Source organism: Streptomyces sp. NPDC005566, from assembly GCF_040605575.1.
Classification (GTDB): domain Bacteria; phylum Actinomycetota; class Actinomycetes; order Streptomycetales; family Streptomycetaceae; genus Streptomyces.
In genome coordinates, this window is the sequence record NZ_JBEXDB010000011.1 from 142,150 (window position 1) to 160,951 (window position 18,802).

The 18,802-nt window shown below is 70.0% G+C and carries 15 protein-coding genes; 7 read left to right on the plus strand and 8 right to left on the minus strand.

Annotated elements, in window-relative coordinates:
* Positions 1-281: 281 nt before the first annotated feature.
* Positions 282-2,129 (plus strand): EAL domain-containing protein, encoded by a 1,848-nt coding sequence (locus tag ABZS61_RS19260; protein ID WP_356422184.1) that lies wholly within the window; start codon positions 282-284, stop codon positions 2,127-2,129.
* A gap of 24 nt (positions 2,130-2,153) precedes the next feature.
* Here ABZS61_RS19260 and ABZS61_RS19265 read toward each other — a convergent pair whose 3' ends face one another.
* Positions 2,154-3,254: an LLM class flavin-dependent oxidoreductase gene (locus ABZS61_RS19265; protein ID WP_356422188.1), complete on the minus strand. Its 1,101-nt coding sequence runs from the start codon at positions 3,252-3,254 to the stop codon at positions 2,154-2,156.
* 90 nt (positions 3,255-3,344) lie between these two features.
* The gene (locus ABZS61_RS19270) at positions 3,345-4,109 is read right to left on the minus strand and encodes a decarboxylase (protein ID WP_356422191.1); all 765 of its coding nucleotides are present in this window, start codon (positions 4,107-4,109) and stop codon (positions 3,345-3,347) included.
* Between the two features lie 182 nt (positions 4,110-4,291).
* Between ABZS61_RS19270 and ABZS61_RS19275 the strand changes: the two genes are divergently transcribed.
* From ABZS61_RS19275 to ABZS61_RS19300, 6 genes are all read left to right on the plus strand, one after another.
* Positions 4,292-5,251 carry a D-2-hydroxyacid dehydrogenase gene (locus ABZS61_RS19275; protein WP_356422194.1) on the plus strand — a complete coding sequence of 320 codons (960 nt, stop codon included), beginning with the start codon at positions 4,292-4,294 and terminating at the stop codon, positions 5,249-5,251.
* A gap of 194 nt (positions 5,252-5,445) precedes the next feature.
* Positions 5,446-6,348: an ectoine/hydroxyectoine ABC transporter substrate-binding protein EhuB gene (gene ehuB / locus ABZS61_RS19280; protein WP_356422197.1), complete on the plus strand. Its 903-nt coding sequence runs from the start codon at positions 5,446-5,448 to the stop codon at positions 6,346-6,348.
* A gap of 18 nt (positions 6,349-6,366) precedes the next feature.
* On the plus strand, positions 6,367-7,101 hold the full coding sequence (gene ehuC / locus ABZS61_RS19285) for an ectoine/hydroxyectoine ABC transporter permease subunit EhuC (RefSeq protein WP_356422200.1): 735 nt from the start codon (positions 6,367-6,369) through the stop codon (positions 7,099-7,101).
* Complete coding sequence (gene ehuD, locus ABZS61_RS19290; protein ID WP_356422203.1) at positions 7,098-7,739, plus strand: ectoine/hydroxyectoine ABC transporter permease subunit EhuD; 642 nt, start codon at positions 7,098-7,100, stop codon at positions 7,737-7,739. The genes ehuC and ehuD overlap by 4 nt, the downstream gene beginning before the upstream one ends.
* Entirely contained in the window at positions 7,729-8,562 is an 834-nt protein-coding gene (gene ehuA, locus ABZS61_RS19295) for an ectoine/hydroxyectoine ABC transporter ATP-binding protein EhuA (protein WP_356422206.1), read from the plus strand. The genes ehuD and ehuA overlap by 11 nt, the downstream gene beginning before the upstream one ends.
* Before the next feature lie 167 nt (positions 8,563-8,729).
* Entirely contained in the window at positions 8,730-9,491 is a 762-nt protein-coding gene (locus ABZS61_RS19300; protein WP_356422209.1) for an IclR family transcriptional regulator C-terminal domain-containing protein, read from the plus strand.
* Positions 9,492-9,617: 126 nt separating this feature from the next.
* Here the strand turns inward: ABZS61_RS19300 and ABZS61_RS19305 are convergent, their stop codons facing one another.
* The 6 genes from ABZS61_RS19305 to ABZS61_RS19330 all read right to left on the minus strand — a co-directional run bounded on the left by ABZS61_RS19305 (position 9,618) and on the right by ABZS61_RS19330 (position 18,721).
* Complete coding sequence (locus ABZS61_RS19305) at positions 9,618-11,234, minus strand: glycoside hydrolase family 13 protein (RefSeq protein WP_356422213.1); 1,617 nt, start codon at positions 11,232-11,234, stop codon at positions 9,618-9,620.
* 71 nt (positions 11,235-11,305) lie between these two features.
* Positions 11,306-14,251, minus strand: a complete 2,946-nt coding sequence (locus ABZS61_RS19310) for a carbohydrate-binding protein (RefSeq protein WP_356422216.1) — start codon at positions 14,249-14,251, stop codon at positions 11,306-11,308.
* A 28-nt stretch (positions 14,252-14,279) separates the two neighbouring features.
* A complete protein-coding gene (locus tag ABZS61_RS19315; RefSeq protein WP_356422219.1) occupies positions 14,280-15,167 on the minus strand; it encodes a carbohydrate ABC transporter permease in 888 nt (295 codons plus the stop codon).
* Between the two features lie 13 nt (positions 15,168-15,180).
* A complete protein-coding gene (locus ABZS61_RS19320; protein ID WP_356422511.1) occupies positions 15,181-16,080 on the minus strand; it encodes a sugar ABC transporter permease in 900 nt (299 codons plus the stop codon).
* An 86-nt stretch (positions 16,081-16,166) separates the two neighbouring features.
* Positions 16,167-17,531 (minus strand): extracellular solute-binding protein, encoded by a 1,365-nt coding sequence (locus tag ABZS61_RS19325; RefSeq protein WP_356422514.1) that lies wholly within the window; start codon positions 17,529-17,531, stop codon positions 16,167-16,169.
* Positions 17,532-17,710: 179 nt separating this feature from the next.
* Complete coding sequence (locus tag ABZS61_RS19330) at positions 17,711-18,721, minus strand: LacI family DNA-binding transcriptional regulator (protein WP_356422222.1); 1,011 nt, start codon at positions 18,719-18,721, stop codon at positions 17,711-17,713.
* Between the last annotated feature and the right edge of the window lie 81 nt (positions 18,722-18,802).

Below are 18,802 nucleotides of genomic sequence, written 5' to 3' on the forward strand. Positions count from 1 at the left end.
CACAGACAGTCACAATCAATCACCTCGGCTATACGCCAGAACAGAACTGCACAGAAACGATCAGGAGCGGGCAAAGAGGGTTACCGTGTGCCGCGTGGGCCATACGCGTACGGCAGGCCCGAAACCGCGGACGCGCTGGAACGCCCGACGCGCCACCATCTATGCTTCACCTCGCTTTCCTGCGTGGTTTCCGCCTCTGGCACGGGCGCTCCACCCGATGAGCCCAGTCCGACCCTCCGACCGATATCTGTTCACGACGATCTGCACAGCGGGAGCGAGCGGTGAGCGGAACCTCCGAAGGGCCGATGCCCCCGGCGGGCACGGCACCCCACATCGGGCAACCGACGGACACGGAGTGTGACGACTCCCCCGGGGATCACTCCGCCCTGAGCGACTACCGCGCCGCGTTCCAGGCGGCCGCCCTCCCCATGGCCGTCGTCGACCGGCGGGGCCAGGTCGTCCGGGCGAACGACGCACTGGGCGGACTGCTCGGCACCGAGCCCGGGCTCCTGGTCCAGCGGTCGGCGGCCGATCTCGTCGACCTCGCGTCGGACCTCCGCACCCTGCAGGCATACAGCGAGGTCCTGGGCGGCAGCCGCTCGCGGCTGCGCTGCACCCGCCGGCTGAAGCATCCCGACGGCCGGTCCCTGTGGGCCGAGATCACCGTCGTACCGATGGCCGGTCCGCCGACCGGTGCGGGCAGCGGCGGTGCGCTGCTGTCCGTCGCCGACATCAGCGACCGGCGCGAACTGCAGAACCGGCTGCGCCACGTCCAGATGCACGATCCGGTGACCCGGCTGCCCAACCGGACGCTGTTCTTCGAACGGCTCTCCACCGCCCTGGAAGGCCCGCCGTTCCAGGACGACTCACTGCCGCGGCACGGCCGGATCGGGCTCTGCTACCTGGACCTCGACGGCTTCAAGGCGGTCAACGACACCCTGGGGCACCGGGCCGGGGACCGGCTGCTGGCCGCCGTCGCCACCCGGCTCACCGACTGCGCGGGGGCCGACGGCTTCGACCGCAGCGGCAGTCATCTGGTGGCGCGCCTGGGCGGTGACGAGTTCGCGATCCTGGTCGAGGACTCGGCGGGTGCCCATCAGCTCACCGAGCTCGCGCGTTCGGTGCTCAACGCCCTCCAGCAGCCCTTCGACCTGGCCGGGCAGCGGCTCTCCGTCTCCGCGTCGATCGGGGTGGTGGAGCGGGCTTCGGCAGGCACCTCACCCACCGGTCTGATGCAGGCCGCCGACACCACGCTCTACTGGGCCAAGGCGGACGGCAAGGCACGCTGGACGCTCTTCGACCCCGAGCGCAACGCCCACCGGATGACCCGTCAGGCGCTGTCCTCCACACTGCGGCCCGCCGTCGAGCGCGGCGAGTTCACCCTGGAGTACCAGCCGCTCGTCTGCATGGCCGACGAGGTGGTGCGGGGCGTGGAGGCCCTGGTCCGGTGGAATCACCCGCAGTTCGGGATGCTGGCGCCGAACAGGTTCGTCTCGATCGCCGAGGAGGACGGCACGATCGTCCAGCTCGGCCGCTGGGTGCTGCGCACGGCGTGCCGCCAGGCCCGCCGCTGGCAGCTGGACCACCCCGGCGAGCCGCCTCTGTTCATCAGCGTCAACGTCGCCGTGCGCCAGTTGCGGGACTCCGACCTGGTCGCCGACGTGGCGGAGATCCTCGCCGAGACCGGTCTCGCACCGGGACTGCTGCAACTGGAGCTGACCGAGTCCGCCGTGATGGGGTCCTCGGGCCGGCCGCTGCGGGTCCTCCAGGCGCTCAGCGACATGGGCGTCCGCATCGCGATCGACGACTTCGGCACCGGCTACTCCAACCTCGCCTATCTGAGCCGGCTGCCCGTCTCCGTGCTGAAGCTGGACGGCTCCTTCGTGCGCGGCTTCCGCTACGAGGGCGGGGCGCACCCCAGCCCCGCCGACGAGACCATCGTCGAGGCCATGGTGCAGCTGGCGCACCGCCTGGGCCTGACGGTCACCGCGGAGTGCGTGGAGACGTCGGGCCAGGCGGAGCGGCTGCGCCGGATCGGCTGCGACACCGGACAGGGGTGGCTCTACTCGCGTGCGGTCGCCCCGGAGCGCATCGCCGAACTGATCGGCAGCCGGGCCCTGGAGGTCTGATCCGGGCCGCCGGGCCGGACCTCGTCAGCCGAGGACGGGCAGGCCGTACGCGTCGGCGATCAGCTCGTAGGACCGCAGCCGGGCCTCGCCGCCGTGGGCGTTGGCGGTGATCATCAGTTCGTCGGCGCCGGTGCGCTTGGCCAGGTCGTCGAGGCCCGCGCGGACCTCGTCCGCGGTGCCGTGGACGATGTTGACGAGCCAGCTGTCGACGAATTCGCGCTCCATCGGGCTGAAGGCGTACGCCTCCGCCTCCTCGGGCGTGGGGACGAGGCCGGGGCGGCCGGAGCGCAGGCGCAGCATCGACAGGGCGCCGGTCAGGACCTGGCGGCGTGCCTCGCGCTCCTCGTCGGCGGCCAGGGCGGCGACGCCGATCAGGGCGTACGGGGCGTCGAGCACCGCGGACGGCTTGAACGACTCCCGGTACAGGTCGAGGGCCGGCACGGTGTTCTGGGCCGAGAAGTGGTGGGCGAACGCGAAGGGCAGGCCGAGGGCGCCGGCCAGCCGGGCGCTGAACCCGGAGGAGCCGAGCAGCCAGACGGGCGGACGGGCGGCGGACTGGACGCCGCCCTCCGAGGTGGCCTGCACCGGTCCGGGGACCGCGTGGATACGGGCGTAGGGGTGCCCGTCCGGGAAGTCGTCGTCGAGGAACCGGGTCAGCTCGGCCAGCTGCTGCGGGAAGTTGTCGGCCCCCTCGTTCAGGCGCTCGGTGCGGCGCAGGGCCGCCGCCGTGGCGCCGTCCGTGCCGGGGGCGCGGCCGAGGCCGAGGTCGATGCGGCCGGGGGCCATCGCCTCCAGGGTGCCGAACTGCTCGGCGATGACCAGGGGGGCGTGGTTGGGCAGCATCACGCCGCCGGAGCCGAGCCTGATGCGCTCGGTGTGGGCGGCCAGGTGCGCGAGGATGACGGCCGGGGACGAGGAGGCCACTCCCGGCATGGAGTGGTGCTCCGCCACCCAGTAGCGGTGGAAGCCGCGCCCCTCGGCGAGCCTGGCGATGTCGACGCTGGTGCGCAGGGCCTGGGTCGCTGTCCGGCCCTGGCCCACGGTCACCAGGTCGAGCACGGAGAGGGGCACGGAGGCCGTTCCGCCTGCGGTGCCGCGAATCTCGTCGCCTCGGTTCTCATCCACGTGTTCGGCCTCTCCCGGTGCTGCGCGTGCGTATCGGGAGATACGAACAGGAGGATGGCTCCGCTTATTCCCGCGCCGCTCCCCCGCGCCTCACTCCCGTACCTCGATGCCCCGGTGCTCGGCGGCTCCGAGCGGGGGCTCGCGGGTGGCGAAGAGCGTGCCGAGCGTCGGTGCCCAGACCCGGCGGTCGGCCAGCCGCAGCCCCTCCCAGACCGCCACCTGGTTCGCGGTGAGGACCGGCTTGCCGAGGAGTTCCTCCAGCTCGGGGATGTGGGCCGTGGTGTGCAGGGCGTTGTCCGGGAGCAGCACCACCTCGGCGTCGGGATGGTCCCCGGCCACGGCCAGTTCCTTCACCCGCTCCAGGTCCACGGTGGCGGCCTCGGCGGCGCTGATGATGCCGGTGCCCCGGGTCGCCACCACGTCGATGCCCGCTGCCCCGAGGAAGTCCGCGAAGAGTGCGGCCACGTCCTCGGGGTAAGTCGCCGCGACCGCGACCTTGGTGGCCCCCAGCTCCCCCACGGCGTGCGTGAAGGCGAGGGACGTACTGGACGCGGGCAGCCCCGCCGTCCTGGCGAGGGTCGCCATCTGTTCGTGGGCCCCGTCCCACCCGTAGGCGAAGCTGCCGCCGGTGCAGGCCCAGATGAGCGATTCGGCTCCTGCCATCCGCAGTTCCTCGACTCCGGCGGCCAGGCGCTCGGGCGTGCCCGCCCCGCGCAGGGAGTCGGTACTGCGGGAGTCCTCGTCGATGTCGGTGTGGAACAGCGGCACTCTGATGTCGCTGTCGAGCATGATCTCGGTCCGCGGGAAGTCGTCCTCCGCGGCGTAGCCCGGGTAGAGAAGTCCTACGGTCGTCATGTCCATCCTTCCGGTGCGTCCGGATGTCCTGCCGCCTCTCGGGCGCGCCCTGGAACCGCTGCCCCTGCCTGGGACAAGTATTCCTCCAATGACCGCACAACGGCGCCCGCAACAGGTGTGACCTGCGGTTTTCATGGTCCTGTTGACGGCGGGGCGACCGGGTGCGAGCGTGGTTGATCCTGATGCCCCAGCCACTGATCCTCGTTCTCGACGCCGCCCCGGCGCCGCGCCTGGGCCGGCTCACCGGGCAGGCCCGCATCCGTCACGCCGACGGCCGCAGCCTCGCCCGGCTGCTGCCGGACGCGGATGTGCTGCTCGTCTGGGACTTCACCTCCGACGCCGTGCGTGATGCCTGGCCGGGCGCGGGGCCGCGGCCCCGCTGGGTGCACACGGCGAGCGCCGGCGTCGACCGGCTGCTCTGCCCCGAGCTGGCCGCGTCCCCCACCGTCGTCACCAATGCGCGGGGCGTGTTCGAGCTTCCGGTCGCGGAGTACGTGGCGGGTCTCGTGCTCGCGTTCGCCAAGGACCTCCCCGGCACGCTGGAGCTCCAGCGTGCGCGGCAGTGGCGCCACCGGGAGACCCGCCGGCTCGCCGGCAGCCGTGCGGTCGTCGTCGGCGCCGGCCCGATCGGCCGGGAGATCATGCGGCTGCTGCACGGGCTCGGTGTCCAGGTGGCGCTCGTGGGGCGTACGGCGCGGCGCACGATCCACGGAGTCGAGGACCTCGACCGGCTCGCGGCCGGTGCCGACTGGGTGATCTGCGCGGCTCCGCTGACGGCGTCCACGCACGGCATGTTCGACGCACGGTTCTTCGGACTCCTCCAACCCTCCGCCCGGTTCATCAACGTGGCGCGCGGGCCCCTGGTCGTCGAGGAGGACCTGGCCGAGGCGCTGCGCAGGCGCTGGATCGCGGGTGCGGCGCTCGACGTGTTCCAGGAGGAGCCCCTGGACCGGGAGAGCCCGCTGTGGGACGTACCGGAGCTGATCGTCTCCCCGCACATGAGCGGGGACACGGCCGGCTGGCGGGACCGGCTGGCCGAGCAGTTCGTGTCGATGTACGAACGATGGGCGGCCGGGGAGCCGCTGCCGAACATCGTGGACATACAGCGTGGTTACGTCCCTTCCGAGGACATCCCCGCATAACGGACAGTCATGAGGCGGGCCACCTCCGGGAGTACGCCCCGCAGTCCTCCCGTCGCGCTCCGCCCTCGACGAGACACGGGAAGGTCACCCTCCGGCCGCTTTTCGGTTACATGGCAGCGCTTTCTGCATAGACGTACGGGATCGGGCAGGCGCTCACCCTGTCCGGACTGTGCGACCCCTGGAGATTGCGAACCATGGCTGACTTCCCGAACCTGTCCCGCCGGGGTTTCCTCAACCGATCGGCAGCCGTGGGCGGACTGCTCGTCGTTCCCGGTCTGCTCTCCGCATGCAGCAAGACCGATGCCGGCTCCGTGGAGGGCGAGGGCGCGCTCGACAAGCTCCGCAAGCAGGGTTTCGTCCGGGTCGCGTACGCCAATGAGGCCCCGTACGGCTACCTGGAGGGCAAGGAACTCAAGGGCGAGGCCCCCACCTTGCACCGGGAGATATTCAAGGCGCTCGGCGTCGACGAACTGAAGCCCACCCTCTCGGAGTGGGACGGCCTGATCCCCGGTCTGCAGGCCGGGAAGTACGACGTGGTCAGCGCGGGCATGGCCATCACTCCCGAACGCTGCGCCAACGCCATCTTCTCCGAGCCGGAGTTCATCTCCCCCACCGCGCTGATGGTGAGGAAGGGCAACCCGAAGAAGCTCACCGACCTGGCGTCCGCGAAGGCCGCCGGAGTCACCGTCGGCGTGATGTCCGGTGCGGTCGAGGGCTCGTACGCGAAAGGGGCGGGCATCCCCGAGGGGAAGATCAAGACACTGCAGAAGCCGCAGGACGGCGCCGACGCCGTCAAGGGCGGCCGGATCGACGCGTTCCTGCTCACGGGCATCTCGCTGCGCTGGCTCGCGAAGACCAACCCGGACACCGAGGTCACCGAGGCCTTCGTGCCGGAGCTGGACGGGAAGCAGCAGTTCTCCCCGGGCGGCGCGGTCTTCCGCCAGGGCAACGAGGACCTGCGGGACTCCTTCAACCGTGAGCTCAAGAAGATCGTCTCGGACAGGTCGCGGTATGTGAGCCTGCTGCAGGAGTACGGCTTCGGGGCCACGGAGATCCCGCCGGCCACGCTGAAGACCGCCGATCTGTGCAAGGGCTGACGGGGCGGACCACACCGTATGAGTGACTTCTTCTCCACATTCCTCGATGAGCTTCCCCAGATCAGAGCGGGCCTGTGGGTGACGCTCGAGGCGACCGTCCTGGGCTCCCTGCTGGCCCTGCTCCTGTCGTTCGTGCTCGGACTGGCGGCGGGCAGCACGCTGCTCCCGGTGCGCGGCGTCTCCCGGATCGTCGTGGAGTTCTTCCGCGGCACCTCGCTCTACATCCAGCTGTTCTGGCTCTACTACGCGATGCCGCAGCTCACCGGGTACGAACTGACGCCGTTGCTCTGCGGGATCGTCGCCTTCGGGCTGAACTACGGCGCATACGGCTCCGAGATCGTGCGTGGCGCGATCAACGCCGTGCCCCGCGCCCAGTACGAGGCGGCCGTGGCACTGAACATGAGCCCCCTGCACCGGATGCGGAAGGTGATCCTGCCGCAGGCCTGGGTGCAGATGATCCCCTCCTTCACCAACCTCCTGATCCAGCTGCTGAAGTGCACGCCCCTGCTGTGGCTGATCTCCGCGGCCGACCTGATGACCGTGATCCAGCAGATCCGCGACCGCACCGGTGAGACCCTCACCGCGTACCTCACGCTGCTGGCCGTCTACTTCGTCCTCGCCTACGCGCTGACCCTGCTGATGAACCTGCTGGAGCGGAGCGCCAAGCGGCGGCTCGGTCTGCACCCCGGCGCGGGAAGCCTGCTCAGGACGCGCAGCGCGGAACCCGCCACGACCGTCGGAGGTACCCGGTGAACGCGTTCGACCGGGATGCCGTCGGGGACGCCCTTCCCCTGCTGCTCGAAGGGTTCAGGGTCACCCTCCTCGCGACCGTGCTCGGCACTCTCGTCGCTGCGGTGCTCGGTCTGCTGATCGCGATGGCCGGGCGGGCCCCGTCCCGCCTCGTGACCGTGCCGGTGAAGGCGGTGATGGAGTTCATCCGCTCCACCCCGCTGCTGGTCCAGCTCGTCGGCGCCGCGGCCCTCTTCACGTCGGTGGAGCCGCTGACCATCGGCATCGTGGTCCTGGGCATCCACTACGCCACGTACACCTCTGAGGTGTACCGGGCGGGGATCGACGGTGTGCCCAAGGGGCAGTGGGAGGCCTGCCGGGCGCTCTCCCTGACCCCCCGGCGGACCTGGCAGGCCGTGATCCTTCCGCAGGCGGTGCGCAACGTACTGCCCGCCCTCGGCAACTACGCGATCTCGATGTTCAAGGAGACCCCCTTCCTCGCCGTCATCACGGTGCAGGAAATGGTCTTCGAGGCCCGTACGTACGGGGCCGACCACTTCGCGTACACCGAGGCATTCACGCTCGCGGGACTGGTCTTCCTGGTCGCGAGCTACCCCACCTCGCTGCTGATGAGAAAGCTGGAGAAGCGCCTTGGCCACTGACTCTGCTCCCCTGAAGGAACCCGCGGACGCCGCTCCGGAGTCCGTGACGACCGGCGTCGAGCCGCTGGTCCGCTTCGACAAGGTCGTCAAGCGGTACGGCGACCATGTGGTCTTGGACGAGCTGGACTTCACCGTGCAGCGCGGTGAGCACGTCACGCTGATCGGGCCGAGCGGCTCCGGCAAGACCACCATCCTGCGGCTGCTGATGACGCTGGAGAAGGTCAGCGACGGCGTGATCTGGGTGGACGGCTCACCCCTGTCGCACGTACGGACACCGAACGGCTCGTTGAAGCCGGCGGGCGAGAAGGAGCTGCGGAAGTCCCGGAAGAAGATCGGGATGGTCTTCCAGCAGTTCAATCTCTTCCCGAACATGAAGGTGCTGCAGAACATCACCGAGGCGCCCGTCAACGTGCTGGGCATGGACCGGGACGCGGCGGAGGCCAGGGCCCGTGAGCTGCTCGACCTGGTCGGCCTCTCCGGCAAGACGGACGCGCACCCCTCCCAGCTCTCCGGCGGCCAGCAGCAGCGGGTCGCCATCGCCCGGGCGCTGGCGATGCAGCCGGAGATCCTGCTGCTCGACGAGGTGACGTCCGCGCTCGACCCGGAGCTGGTGGCGGGTGTGCTGGAGCTCCTCGGTGACATCGCGCGGAACACCGACATCACGATGCTCTGCGTGACCCACGAGATGAACTTCGCCCGGGACGTCTCGGAGAAGGTCCTGATGTTCGACGCGGGCCGCGTGGTGGAGTCCGGAACGCCGGAGAAAATCTTCTCCGATCCGGAGCACGAACGTACGCGCGACTTCCTCAACGCGGTGCTGTGACCTTGCTGTTGGTGTGCAGACAATGACTCTGGCATATGCCGTACGGGTGCGCCCCAGCTGACAGGGCCGGGGCGCACCCATCAACTCATCAACAGCCTCTCCGAATCGGCCTCTTGGCGGCTATCGTGGGGCAAAAGCTTGCGGTCACAACCTGGTAGGGGGAAACCGTGGCGTTGAAGCCCGAGCCGAAGGCGCCGTTCCACTCGGTGCAGTACGCCCTGCGTGTGCTCGAATCCGTGTCCACCCACGGCGGCGGTGTGACCGACGCACAGATCTCCCGCGAGACCGGGCTGCCCGTCGGCCACCTCTCCTCCCTGCTCCTGATGCTCCGCCGCGAGGGGTACGTCGAGCAGGTCACCGACGGTGCGTACATCATCGGCGCCTCACTCATCGAACTCGGCTCCGGCGCGTCCACCCGCAGGCAGGCCCTGGAGGCCAAGCTCCAGCAGACGCTCGTACAACTGCGGGACTCGGTGGGGGCGGCGGTCTACCTCAGCCGGTACGTCGACGGGGAGATCCGGGTCACGCAGATGGCCGACAGCCCGCGTACACCCGCCGTCAACGAGTGGGTGGACTTCCGGTCGGCGGCGCACGCCAGTGCGATCGGCAAGTGCCTGCTGACCCAGCTCGACCAGAACGGCCGGCGCGATCATCTTTCGCGGCACCGGATCGCGCGGCTCACCTCACGGACCATCACGAGCGAGAAGGTGCTCTTCTCGAAGCTGGACAGCCAGCCGGCGACGGTACCGATGCTCGACCTGCAGGAGTACGCGGTGGGCACGGTGTGCGCGGCGGTCCCCCTGACGGCGGGCTCGTCGGCGGGGTGTCTGGCGCTGTCGCTGCCGATCGAGGACGCGCACCGGCTCCGGTCCGCGGCGGCCACGCTGAACCGGCGGGCTGCGCCCGTGCTCCTGTCGCTGGCGCTCTGAGTCCCGGTCCGGTGCGGGGGCCGGGGGCGCCCCGGGACCGCCCTTGCCCTCAATCGCCGGACGGGCTCGAAGTGTGCCCGCCCGGCCTTGAAGTGCCCGTCTCCGGCCTTGTGGGTACGAGAGGTCCTAGAGAACCAGCCAAGCCGCCGTGTCGGGGGGCAGCGCGCCGTCCCCGAGCGGGCCGCTGGCGAGCAGGACTTCCGCGCCCGGCGGCAGGGCAACCGGCGCCGCCGAGACGTTGAGCAGGCAGCGGAATCCGCCCGGGCCCCGGTCGAAGCACACCGTCCCCGCGCCCGACTCCACCCAGGTCAGCGACTCCGGCAGAGGGACCAGGCGCTCGCGGCGCAGCGCCAGCGCGGCACGGTAGAGGGTGAGGAAGGACTCCGGGTCCGTCTGCTGGGCCGCAACGCCGAGGGCGGACCAGGACTCCGGCTGCGGCAGCCAGGGGGCCGCGGACCCGTCCGGCGAGAAGCCCAGCGAGGGGCCCGTCCCCCACGGCAGCGGGATCCGGCACCCGTCGCGCCCCCGGTCCGCCCCGTCCGAGCGGGCGAACGTGGGGTCCTGGATCAGCGCGTCCGGCAGATCCTGCACCTCCGGCAGGCCCAGCTCGTCGCCCTGGTACACGTACACCCCGCCGGGCAGCGCCAGCGTCAGCAGCGCCGCCGCCCGCGCCCGGCGGCGGCCCAGGGCCGGATCGCTCGGGTCGAGCAGCCGCTTGTCCCCCATGTCGAACGAGGTGTCCGCCCGCCCGTACCGCGTGACGTGCCGGATCGTGTCGTGGTTGGAGAGCACCCAGGTGGGCGGCGCCGCCACGGGTGCGTGCCCGGCGAGGGTTCCCTCGATGACGCGGCGCAGCGCGTCCGCGTCCCACGCGCAGCACAGGAAGTCGAAGTTGAACGCCGAGTGGAGCTCGTCCGGGCGCAGATAGCGCGCCGACTGCTCGGGCGTCGGCAGCCAGACCTCGCCGACGAACGTGCGCTCGCCGTCGTACTCGTCGAGGATCTTGCGCCAGGAGCGGTAGATGTCGTGGACCGCGTCGCAGTCCTGATAGGGCAGGTCCGTGACGTCCGGGTCGGGGCCGACGTCCGGCAGGCCCGGCTTCTTCTCCAGGCCGTGGGCCACGTCGATGCGGAACCCGTCGACGCCCCGGTCCAGCCAGAACCGCAGGATGTCCTCGAACTCGGCTCGTATCTCGGGGTGTTCCCAGTTCAGGTCCGGCTGTTCGGGCGCGAACATGTGCAGGTACCACGGCCCGGCACTGCCGTCCGCCTCCGTCACCCGCGTCCAGGCACTGCCACCGAAGTAGGAGGTCCAGTCGTTGGGCGGCAGTTCGCCGCTCTCCCCCCGGCCGTGGACGAACCAGAAGCGTTCCCGCTCCGGCGATCCCGGGCCCGCCGCGAGCGCGTCGCGGAACCAGACGTGCTGGTCGGAGCAGTGGTTGGGCACCAGGTCGATCAGGACGCGGAGCCCGTGCTCGTGGGCTGCGACGACGAGCTGCTCGGCCTCGGCGAGGGTACCGAAGAGCGGGTCGATGTCGCGGTAGTCCGCCACGTCGTAGCCGCCGTCGGCCATGGGCGAGGTGTACCAGGGGGTGAACCACAGGGCGTCGACGCCGAGTTCGCGCAGGTACGGCAGGCGGCTGCGGACTCCGGCGAGGTCGCCGGTGCCGTCCCCGTTGCCGTCGGCGAAGCTGCGTACGTAGATCTGGTAGATCGCGGCGTGCCGCCACCAGTGGGTGGTCACTGAGACTCCTTGCTCGGAAGGTGAAAGGCGGTGCGGGCCCGCGTCAGGGCGGGCCCGCACCGGTCGTCGGGCTACCAGCCGGTGTTGCCGGCACCCCGGGTGATCGTGAAGCCGCCGGCGCTGGACAGGCCGCCGCCGGTCGCGCCGCTGACGGTGACGCGGGAGAAGGTCCCGGCGCCCGCGGAGTTGATCTCGATGCCGTACGAGCCGGCCTTGTCGATCTTCAGACCGTCGACGGTGAGTGCGGCCACGTTCTTCTGCCAGGAGACGAGGAGGCCGCTGTAGGTGCTGTCGAGGATCTCGTTGTCCTTGACGAGGACGGGTGCGGTGATGTCGGAGGAGTCGGCGTAGATCCACAGCGCGCCGAGCTTGCTCTGCCAGTTGGGTTCGTAACCGCCGGTCCGCTTCAGGGTGTTGCGCTGTACGGAGGTCGTCCCGCTGAACGGCACCGGTGCGAAGCGGCTGCTGATCGCGATGCCGGAGGAGCCGGTGACCGTGTCGGCGAGGACGTTGTCCTCGACCCGGTTGCCGTGGCCGCCGTAGATGCCGACGGTGTTGGCGAGCATCGGCAGCTGCACGGTGTTGAAGCGGAACGCGCTGTCGGTGACGGCCTGGGCCTCGGAGAACATCGCGAGTCCGTCGTCCCCGGTGTTGCGGACGCTGCTCTGGGAGACCTCGCTCGCCTTCGTGCCCTTGTGGAGGTTGACGCCGTCCGCGAAGGTGTCGCGGATGCGGAGTCCGGAGGCGTACAGGCCGTCGGTCGGGGCGTCGATCCAGAGCCCGACCTTGGTGTGCTGCATCCAGATGTTCGCCAGCGTGGACCCCTTGCCGAAGTCGCCCTCGATCGCGGCGTCGAAGGTGGCGTCGTCGCGGTAGGAGACGTCACCGGCGATCATCAGGTCCTGGACGTTGCTGGTGCCGCCGCGTCCGAAGAGCCCGCCCTTGCCGTTGCTGCCGCGCAGGACGGTGTGCCACTGGCCGGCACCGCGCAGGTCGGCTCCGGTGAGGTTGACGTGCCCGGAGATGTTGTACGTGCCGGCGGGCAGCCACAGCCCCTTGCCCTGCGAGGTGGCGGTGCTGAGCGCCGAGTTGAGGGCGTTGGTGTCGTCGGTGGAGTCGCCCGGGATGACACCGAGCGTGGTCGCGGAGACGAAGCCGGTGGACGGCATGGTGAGGGCGTTCGGCGCAGTCTCGGCCTCGACGAGGTCCAGGGTGTAGGAGGCGGCGGTGTCGCCCGCGTCCTTCTGGAACTTCAGCACGGTGCCGGCGGGGAGCGAGCCGGTCAGGAGGGTGCGGGTCTCGTCGAAGAAGTGGTGGCCCGAGCCCTGGGACGGGTTGTTGGTGTAGGGGTAGCCGCCGTACACCCAGCTGTACTTGGAGCTGAGGGGCAGGTCCCGGAGCTGGGTGCCGTCGGCGTAGACGCTGAGTGTGGTGTCGATACCGGTGCCCGCGGCGTTGTCCGGGACGGAGTAGCGCAGGGTCAGGGCGTTGGCGGGCTCGGTCAGGGTGAACTGCACGTATTCGCCGGTGGCGTCCAGGACGACGGCCCTGCGGCCGGATGCCTCGGACGGGACGGTGAGGTAGGTGCGGTCGGGGCCGATGGTGGTGGCGTTGGTGCTGCCGTTCTCCGCCTCGTACGTGGTGTACGGGAGGGTCGCGCCCCGGCTGCTGTTGGGCGTGGAGCCGGTGACGCCTATGCCGTCGAGCTGGAGGGTGCCGTTGTCACCGGACGCGGTGCGCAGGGTGACGTGGTTGAGCGCGGCGCGCAGCGGGATGTCGGTGGTTGCGCTCTTCCAGGCACCTCCGGTGCCGGGCAGGGTCAGCCGCCGGACGGTGGTGCCGTTGGCCAGCAGGGTGACGGTCGACGCGGTGGCGTCGGGGGTGCGGTAGCGCACGGACACCGGGTACGTCGCGGCGCTGGGGGCGTTCACCGCGAAGACGGCGCGGGCACCGGTGGCGGTGAAGCCGGAGAGGTAGGCGCTGCCCTCGTAGCCGGAGGCGGTGGTGGCCTTCGCCGGGCCGCCGGAGACGAAGGCGTCCTCCGCCTGGTGGGTCAGGGTGGTGGGCCCGCCGGGGTCGGTCGGCGTGGTGGGTGTGACAGGGGTGAGGCTGTCGATGTTGACGTTGCCGCTGTCGGCGGCGGTGAAGGTCCAGGCGACGGTGTTGGCCCCCTTCGCGTACGTCACCGCCTCGTCCTGCGTGGCCCAGGTGTCCCAGTTCGCGGTCGCCGGCAGGCTGACCTGACGGACCTTCGCCCCGTTCACGTACAGGCTCAGCGTCATCGTCGCGCCGGTTCCGTTGGCGTACCGCAGGGATGCCGATCCGGCCCCGGCCTCGGTGGAGTTCACGCCGAAGGAGACGGAGGCGGAACCCTTGTTGGCGTCGGTGAGGCCGCCCGCGAAGCCCGTGCCCGTGAAGCCGGTGTGGTCGGCGGCGACGACGGCACCGCCCGTGAGCTGTGCGGACTCCGCCTCCAGGGCTCCGGAGGGGGTCGGGGTCCCGGTGCCCGCGGAGGTGTCGGCGCTGCTGTTGTCGATGTTGACGTTGCCGCTGTCGGCGCTGGTGAACGTCCAGGCGACGGTGTTGGTCCCCTTGGCGTAGGTGACCGTCTCCCGTTGTGTGGCCCAGGTGTCCCAGTTCGCCGTCGGCGCCAGGCTGACCTGGCGGACCTTGGTCCCGTTGACGTACAGGCTCAGCGTCATCGTCGCGCCGGTGCCGTTCGCGTAGCGCAGGGTTACGGAACCCGTGCCGGCGGCCTGGGCGGTCACGCCGAAGGACACCGAGGCGGCGCCCTTGTGGGCGTCGGTGAAGCCTCCGACGAAGCCGGACCCGGTGTAGCCGCTGTGATCGGTGGAGACGGCGGCGCCCCCGGACAGCTGGGACGACTCGGCTTCCACGGTGACGGTGGCCGCCTGTGCGGACCCGGCGCCGTACAGCACGGTGGCGAGCAGGGACGCGAGGACGGGGAACGTGAGCCGGACAGCGGCCCGGGAGCGCTTTCTTGGTGCAGGAGACAAGTCTGTGTGTCCTTCCTGTGGGGGTGGGTCAGCCCTTGAGGCTGCCCGCGGTGAGGCCCGCGATGATGTGGCGCTGGAAGATCAGGAAGAGGACGAGCAGGGGAATGCTCGCCATGACCATCCCGGCCAGCAGTTGGTTGGCCGGCATGAACTCCGAGAGCCGGTTGAGTGCCACGGTGATCGGCTGCTTCGCCTCGTCGGGGAGGACGAGCATCGGCCAGAGGAAGTCCTTCCACACGCCGACGACCGCGAAGATCGACACGACGGCGAGCACCGGCCGGGACAGCGGGAGGACCACCGAGACCAGGACCCTGAGCGTGCCGGCCCCGTCGATCCGTGCGGAGTCGAGGAGTTCGGCGGGTATCTGGTCGAAGAACCGTTTGAGGATGAAGATGTTGAAGGCGTTGGCGGCGGCGGGGAGCCAGATCGCGAACGGGGTGTTGATCAGGTTGACGTGGAAGAGCGGCACGTCGACCACGGTCAGGTACGTCGGTACGAGCAGCGCGGACACCGGCAGCATGAGCGTCGCCAGCATCATGCCGAGGACGACGTTGCCGAGCAGTGGCCGGAGCTTGGACAGCGCGTACGCGGCGGACACGTCCACCAGGATCTGGGTCAGCCAGGCGCCGAGGGCCAGCACCAGGGTGTTGAGGAAGAACTGGCCGAGCCCGACGTTGGTCCAGGCGTCGGCGTAGCTCTCCGGATGCCAGCTCTCGGGGAACAGGGTGGGGTTGGGGTCGGCGAGCTCGGAGGACGACTTCACCGCTCCCGTCGTCATCCAGTAGAGCGGGAAGACGAAGGCGATCGTGAAACCGGTCAGGGTGGCGACGAGCACGAACCGGTAGAGGAACCTGCCGGTGCGCCGGGTCATCTCGGCGGGTGCGATCAGTGTGCGTACGGGGGTTTCGGCAGCCATGGCAGCGGTCCTCTCAGCCCTTGCTCCGGGTCAGGCGCAGATAGACGACGGAGAAGAGGCCGAGGACCACGAAGAGCAGGGTGCTCATGGCGCTGGCCAGGCCGAAGTCGTTGTAGACGAAGGCGTAGCGGTAGAGGAGGAGGAGCACGGTGACGGTGGCGTCGTCGGGTCCGCCGCCGGTGAGGACGAAGGGTTCGACGAAGACCTGCATGGTCCCGATGACCTGGAGCAGCAGCGTGATCATCAGGATGAAGCGCATCTGCGGGATCGTGACGTGCCACAGCCGCTGCCGGATCGACGCACCGTCGAGCTCGGCCGCCTCGTACAGCTCGCCGGGGATGCCGCCGAGCGCCGCCAGGTAGATCAGGGTGGTGGTGCCCATGTTGGCCCAGGTGGAGACGAGGACCAGGGAGACCATCGAGAGGTTCTCCGACTCCAGCCACTGCTGGGCCGGCAGGTGGAGGACCTCCAGCGCGCTGTTGAACAGTCCGGGGCCCGGGTCGTAGAACCAGCGCCAGAGCAGCATGGTGACGATCGGCGGCAGCATGACGGGCAGGTAGACGGTCATGCGCAGGTACGGGCGTCCGTGCCGCAGTTCGTTCAGGATGACGGCGGTGGCGAACGGGGCCGCGAAGCCGAACACGAGGGCGAGCAGGGTGAAGTAGCCGGTGTTCTGCCAGGCGGTCAGGAACAGCGGGTCGTCGAGCAGGCGCCGGAAGTTGTCCAGGCCGACCCATCGGGCGGGTTCGGCGAAGGTGACCTGCTGGAAGCCGAGCAGGACGCCGCGCACGATCGGGTACCAGGAGAAGAGCGCGAAGCAGAGGACACCGGCGGCGAGGAAGAGGTACGCGACCAGGTTCTCGCGCACCGCCCGGCGGAGGCGGGAGTTCCCCGCCCCGGCCCCCGTCCGCACGCCGGCCGGGGGCCGGGGTGCGGACGGGGGCACGTCCTCGTCGGCGCTCTTCGCCACGGCGGAGGAGAGCTGCTGGGCGGGCACGGTCACTTCACCGGGGCGAGGATGACGTCGGCCTTCTTCGCCGCCGCTGCCAGGAGGGCGTCGATGTCGGCGTCCTCCTTGGTCAGCACGGACTGCATGACCCCGTCGAGGACGGTGTAGAGCTGCTGGGCGTTGGGCGGCTCGACCTTGGTCTCCACCTGCGCGTTGCGTTCGACGAACGGCCGGTAGTTCTCCACCGGGGTGTTGGCGTACTCCGCGCGGATCTCGTCGACCTTCGCCTGCGTCTCACCGGCGAACAGCCTCGGCTGCGGCAGCCCGATGGGTACGCCGTCGGCCTTGGCCCGCTTGCTGTCCACCGCCTCGCGCTCGGGGCTCCTCAGGTACTTCCACTGGACCCACTGGAGTCCGGCCCTGATCTTCTCCGGGGATGCCTTCGGGTTGAACATGAAGCCGTCGCCGCCACCGAGGGTCGCGTTGCCCGGCAGAGCCGCCAGGCCGTACTCCTCGTACTCCCGCTCGAACTGCTTGACGATGGTGGGGATGTTGTCGGGACCCGCCATGTACATCCCGAGCTTCCCGGCGCCCATCATCTTCTGGACGTCGGCTATCTCCAGGAGCTGGCGGGTGCCCATGCTCTTGTCGGTCCAGCGCATGTCGTGCAGCGCCTGGAGCGCCTTGCGTCCCGCGTCGCTGTTGAACGCGGCCTTCCACGTGCCGTCCTGCTTGCTCGCGACGTCGCCGCCCATGGAGTAGATCCACGAGGTGAGGTGCCAGCCGCCCTGGTTGTTCTTGCTGTAGTCGGCGTACCCGACGGTGCCGTCGCCGAGCGCGCTGATCCTCTCGGCGGCCGTGCGCACCTCCTCCCAGGTGGCCGGGGGCTTGTCGGGGTCGAGTCCGGCCTTCGTGAACAGGGCGCGGTTGTAGAGCAGGCCCAGCGAGTAGTTGCCGGTCGGAAGGCCGTACGTCTTGCCGTCGGCGTCCTTGAAGACCTTCATCAGCGCCGGGTCGATGTCCTTGAAGTACGGCACGTCCGCGACGTACGTGCTGATGTCGGCCGCCTGGCGGCGCTCGATCAGTCCGGCGGGGTCGGTGAAGTAGACGTAGTACACGTCCTCGAGCTGACCGCCCGCGAGCTTGGCCGCGAAGGTCTTCGGATCCATCTGGCCCTCGCGGGCGTCGATCTTGATCTTCGGGTGGCTCTTCTCGAACGCCTTGACGTCCTCCGCGAAGTTCTTGCGGTCGACCGGCTGTGTCTTGGCCGGCATGCCGTTCACGACGACCGTGACCACACCGTTCTTGTCCACACCGGAGGACGAGGGAGCGGAGCCGCCGCAGGCCGTGAGCGCGAGGGCCAGAGCGACGGCCGTCGCCGAACCGAGAACCTGACGTCTGCTGATGCCGGGCATGCCATCCATGCGAATCGTGCCTTCCTCGAGGTCCACTGCGGGGCTGTCGGACCCCGAGCACTGAGCTGCGCTGAAGGTAGAAGCCGGTTACGCAAGAAGTCAATGCATCTACGCAAGAAATTAATGTCGGCGGCTTGCGCAAGAAACGCGGAAGGGGGCCGCCGGGGACCCCCGCCGGCTCAGCGGGGCCGGGCGGCCGTGGAGCCCCGGACGATGAGCTCGGTGTCGAACACCATCAGGTCGTTTGCGCCCGCATGGCCGTCGATCTGCGTCATGAGCGAGGCGACCACCGCAGAGGCCATCGCCAGGATCGGCTGCCGAGCCGTGGTCAGCGGCGGGTCCGTGGCCACCATGAACGGGGAATCGTCGAAGCCCACCACGGAGAGGTCCCGCGGCACGGACACCCCCTGACGGCGGGCCCCCCGCACCGCCCCGAGTGCGAGCGCGTCGCTGGCGCAAACGATGCCGGTGACCCCTTCGGCCAGCAGTCGGGGCAGCGCGGTGGCACCGCCCTCCATCGTGAACAGGGCATGCGCCACCCGGCGCCGCCACTCGTCCGGGGCGACGCCCCGGCGGGCGCAGAAGGCCGCGAAACCGGCGAGCTTCCTGGCCGAGGGAACGTGCCCCACGGGGCCGAGGACCATGCCGATCCGCTCGTGCCCCAGGGCGGCGAGATGGGTCAGCGCCTGGTCCGCGGCCAGGGCGTCGTCCACCCTGACCTGAGCGACGCCGAGGTTCTCGTCCGCGGCGTTGAGGAGCACCATCGGAACCTTGCGTTCCCGCAGCACACGGCCGTGTTCCGGGCCTGCGTCGGCGTAGCTCGCGCCGATGAACACGATGCCGCCGATGTTCTGCTGGAGCAGCATCTCGATGTAGTGGGCCTCGGAGACGCCGTCGGCGGTCCGGGTGCAGAGCACGGGTATGAGCCCGCGTTTGTTGAGGAGCCCGCACAGGGCCTCGGTGAACGCGGAGAAGATCGGATTCTGCAGGTCCGGCACGACCAGGCCGATCAGTGCGGCCCGTTCGGCGCGGTAGCGGAGCGGGCGCTCGATGCCGCACACGTCCAGCGCGCTCAGCACCGCCTCGCGGGTCGTGCTCGCCACGTCGGGGCTGCCGTTGAGGACGCGGCTGACCGTCGCCTCGCTGACACCCGCGTACTCGGCCACCTGAGAGAGTCGTCGTTTCGTCACGGGACTCACCCTACAAAGAGCTACGCAAAAATAAAGATCACTTACGAAAAAAGTTGACTTCTCTTGTCGGGAAGGGCCCTT